The following is a 3306-nucleotide window of genomic DNA, read 5'->3' as shown; positions in this document are numbered from 1 at the left end:
CCGGCAAGGCGAAGTCGACTGGCTGGAGAACGAGGCCGACCGGCTCTACCGCCTCGCCTACGGCGACGAGCGCCGCGTCCCCGCCCTCACCGTCACGCGCGCCGAGCTCGAACAGCGCAGAGCGCTGTCCGAGCCGCCCGTGGAAGTCACCCGCCGCGACGCTCTGGCGTCCTGGGGCATCGAGACACCCGCCACCGACACCCCGGCGGCCGCGGCCGCGGCCGAGAACCCGTCGACGTCGACGGGACCCACCAACCGCACGAGCAGGAGACGTCAGATGAGCACCAGGACCATCACCGGCAACCTCGCCGCCGACCCCGAGGCCGTGCAGGCGGGCCGCGTGCAGATCGTGAAGCTGCGCGTCATCGAGAACACCGGCGAATACCGCGCGGGGGAGTGGACCCCGCACGACGCCCCGACCACGCACTACGTCGAAGCGAAGTTCGAACTGGGCGAGCACGTGCTCGCCTCCCTCCACAAGGGAGACGGCGTGATCGTCGTCGGCTACGAGCGCACCGTCGCCTGGGGCGAAGGCGAGAACCGCCGCACCGGCCGCGTCCTCGAAGCCGACGCCATCGGCCCCAACCTCACCCGCGCGACCGCCGTCGTCACCACAACCACCCAGCGCGCACCCCGCCGCAGCGCCGCGGAGTAGAGCGCCCGCTCAGTTCTCGACGCGGAGCACGTAGAGGATGACGTGATCCTCCGGGATCGCTGCGCGCACTTCCGCGATCGCCGCGGCGCTCGTCGCCGCGTTGCTGCGCAACACCGTTGATGCCGATTCCGCGCGCGTCCGGTGTGCCAGCTCCCACATGCCTCCATCGTCGCATCCGACGCTGACACGACCCGCTCGAGTGTGGGGCCGGCGGCGCCGGCCCGTGAGGGGCGACCCCCTCACGCTCCCCGGTGTCCCGTTCCGGGGCGCGAGCTGCACTCGCGCAGCGGCGACGGAGCACCGCGGGTCGGAGGCCGCGATGCGGCCCGTTCCACCTGTTTTCTTCACCTCTCCGCGGTTTCAACCTATTTCGCTCCACCGGCTCCGTGCCACCGATAGCGGACGCGCCCTGCGGGCTTATTTCGCCCGCTATCGGCGTCACTGCGCCGCCTCCACTCAAACGGTTTTCCCCGCCGGAGAGGCAAAGAAAAACGATCAGCCAGAGGGAGCACCCACACCATGCAGATCACCACCGACTTGCAGACCACCGCGAAGACCTACCTCACGCTCGCGAACACCCGCGCGGTCGATATCCGTGTCGTGGGCACCGACCCCCAGACGACGCCCTCGGTGCACGTCACCCGCCGCACGTCCGGCGTCTGGGAGGCGTGGCACTCCGACCAGCTGCACGGCATCACCAGCGGTTCGTTCCGTCACTGCGTCGCCCACGCCCGCCGCGCAGCGATCCGCCGCGTCGCCCCGTTCCTGAACCGCTGAGAGGACCACACCATGACCCGCACCGACACCGGCCGCGCCACGGCCGAGCAGCTCGCCCTCATCCTCGACACCCGCCGCGCCGAGTCCGACGACGACGCGACCGCCACGGACGCCGAGATCCTCGCGCACATCCGCAACACGCTCACTCTTCCCGGCGAAGGAGCTCCGGGCGGATTCCCCGTCACCGACGACGGCACCGCCTACGCCGCCGCGCTGATCGCGTTCCTCACCCCCGCCGACAAGCAGGACACCGGCGCGGCACTGGCCGCTTTCCTCACCCCGACCCCGGAGACGCTGGACGAGCGTGCGGCACGCATCGAGTCGAACCGGCGCGCGGATGAGGGGTGGCAGGCGCTCTCCCCGGCGGAGCAGGCCGCGCAGATCGCGGCCGTCGAGCGGGCGGAGAACCCCAGCGGGCCGTGCGACTGCGCCAACTGCTCCGAGCCCGCCGACCGGTAGCCGCGCGGCGCGGGCCGGCCTTCCGGGCCGGCCCGTGAGGGGCGACCCCTCACGCTCCCCGGTCTTCCCCGTTCCGGGGGCGCGAGCTGCACTCGCGCAGCGGTGACGGAGCACCGCCGGCGGGAGCCGCTACGCGGCCGGATTACCCGTTTTCTTCACCTCTCCGCGGTTTCAACCTATCTCGCTCCGCCGGCTGCGTGCCGTCTCTCTCGGACGCGGTCGCAAGCTCCCTTATTTCGCCCAAGAGAGCCGTCACTCCGCCGACTCCACTCAATTGGTTTTCACTCGCCGGAGAGGCAAAGAAAAACGATCAGGAAGACGACAAAAGCCCCGTAGTTGGCTTAGAACCACGGGACTCGTCACCTTCATGGTCGCACACCGATTGAGGAGAAACCATCGTGAGTATCACCACCGGAACCGGGACCGTTCAGCACATCGACCCGACCGTCCTCGTGATCGAGGCGAACGTCCGCACCAGCGCCCCGCTGACGAAGGACTTCATCGCGTCGATCCGCGAGAACGGCGTCATCACCCCGGTCCTCGCCCGCCGCGACGAGCACGGCAACGTCATCGTCCGCGCCGGACAGCGCCGCACCCTCGCCGCCCGCGAGGCCGGAGTGCCCACGATCCCGGTCTACGTCGTGGAGGGCGACGAGACAACCGCGGATCGGATCGTTCAGCAGATCATCGAGAACGACCAGCGCGCCGAGCTGAGCGTCGCGGACCGCACCGCCGCGTGGGCGCAGCTCGCGTTTGAGGGCGTGTCCGCTGCAGCGATCGCCAAGCGCACCGGCACCAAGACCGACGCGGTGAAGAAGGGCCTTGCGGTCGCGGAGTCCGCGACCGTCACGTCCGTTCTGCACGAGCACGAGCTGACCCTGGACCAGGCGGCGGTGCTGTTGGAGTTCGAGGACGACTCCGACGCCCGCGCGAACCTGATCGAGGTCGCCACCCACGACCCGGCCCAGTTCGAGCACACCGCGCAGACCCTCCGCGACGAGGCCGCGCACCAGGCGCTCCTCGCGGCGACCGCCGCCGAGTACATCGGCAACGGCTTCCAGATCCTCACCCGCTCCGACGCTTACGGCGACCAGGCGACGTGGACGCCGGTGCGGCAGCTGCGCGGCGAGGACGGGAAGAGCGTCACCCCCGAGCAGGTCGCGGCCGCTCCCGGACGCGGAGTGCTCATCGACACCAGCTGGCGCGGCGAGGTCGAGGTCACCCTCCTCGTCCAGGACCCCACCGCCGCCGGATTCACCTACGCCTACGGAGCCCCCGAGCAGCCGCAGACCGAGGAGGAAACCGAGGAGGAGGCCGCCGAGAAGTCCGCGGAGCGGAAGGTGCTCATCGCCAACAACAAGGCGTGGAACGCGGCCGAGAAGGTGCGCCGCGAGTGGATCGCGACGTTCCTCGCC

General features: G+C 70.4%; 4 protein-coding genes and 1 pseudogene. 4 read left to right on the top strand and 1 reads right to left on the bottom strand.

Annotated elements, in window-relative coordinates; all coding sequences use genetic code 11:
- A pseudogene (locus C5C82_RS16915) lies at positions 1-655 on the top strand (single-stranded DNA-binding protein); the annotation flags it as partial.
- Positions 656-664: 9 nt separating this feature from the next.
- On the opposite strand, the gene C5C82_RS17720 reads toward C5C82_RS16915, so the two are convergent.
- Entirely contained in the window at positions 665-814 is a 150-nt protein-coding gene (locus tag C5C82_RS17720) for a hypothetical protein (RefSeq protein WP_181028874.1), read from the bottom strand.
- 360 nt (positions 815-1174) lie between these two features.
- Between C5C82_RS17720 and C5C82_RS16910 the strand changes: the two genes are divergently transcribed.
- From C5C82_RS16910 to C5C82_RS16900, 3 genes are all read left to right on the top strand, one after another.
- Positions 1175-1432: a hypothetical protein gene (locus tag C5C82_RS16910; RefSeq protein ID WP_104234631.1), complete on the top strand. Its 258-nt coding sequence runs from the start codon at positions 1175-1177 to the stop codon at positions 1430-1432.
- A gap of 12 nt (positions 1433-1444) precedes the next feature.
- Entirely contained in the window at positions 1445-1891 is a 447-nt protein-coding gene (locus C5C82_RS16905; protein ID WP_104234632.1) for a hypothetical protein, read from the top strand.
- Positions 1892-2289: 398 nt separating this feature from the next.
- Positions 2290-3306: ParB/RepB/Spo0J family partition protein (locus tag C5C82_RS16900; RefSeq protein WP_146086029.1), on the top strand; the 1017-nt coding region annotated here is incomplete at its 3' end.

Origin of the sequence: Rathayibacter sp. AY1D5 (genome assembly GCF_002932515.1) — a bacterium.
Classification (GTDB): domain Bacteria; phylum Actinomycetota; class Actinomycetes; order Actinomycetales; family Microbacteriaceae; genus Rathayibacter.
Note: the sequence above shows the minus strand (reverse complement) of the source record. Positions and strands in the feature narration are given on the sequence as shown.

Coding starts and splice junctions, on each gene's coding strand:
- C5C82_RS17720 (WP_181028874.1), bottom strand. CDS start 814: ATGTGGGAGCTGGCACACCGGACGCGCGCGGAATCGGCATCAACGGTG.
- C5C82_RS16910 (WP_104234631.1), top strand. CDS start 1,175: ATGCAGATCACCACCGACTTGCAGACCACCGCGAAGACCTACCTCACG.
- C5C82_RS16905 (WP_104234632.1), top strand. CDS start 1,445: ATGACCCGCACCGACACCGGCCGCGCCACGGCCGAGCAGCTCGCCCTC.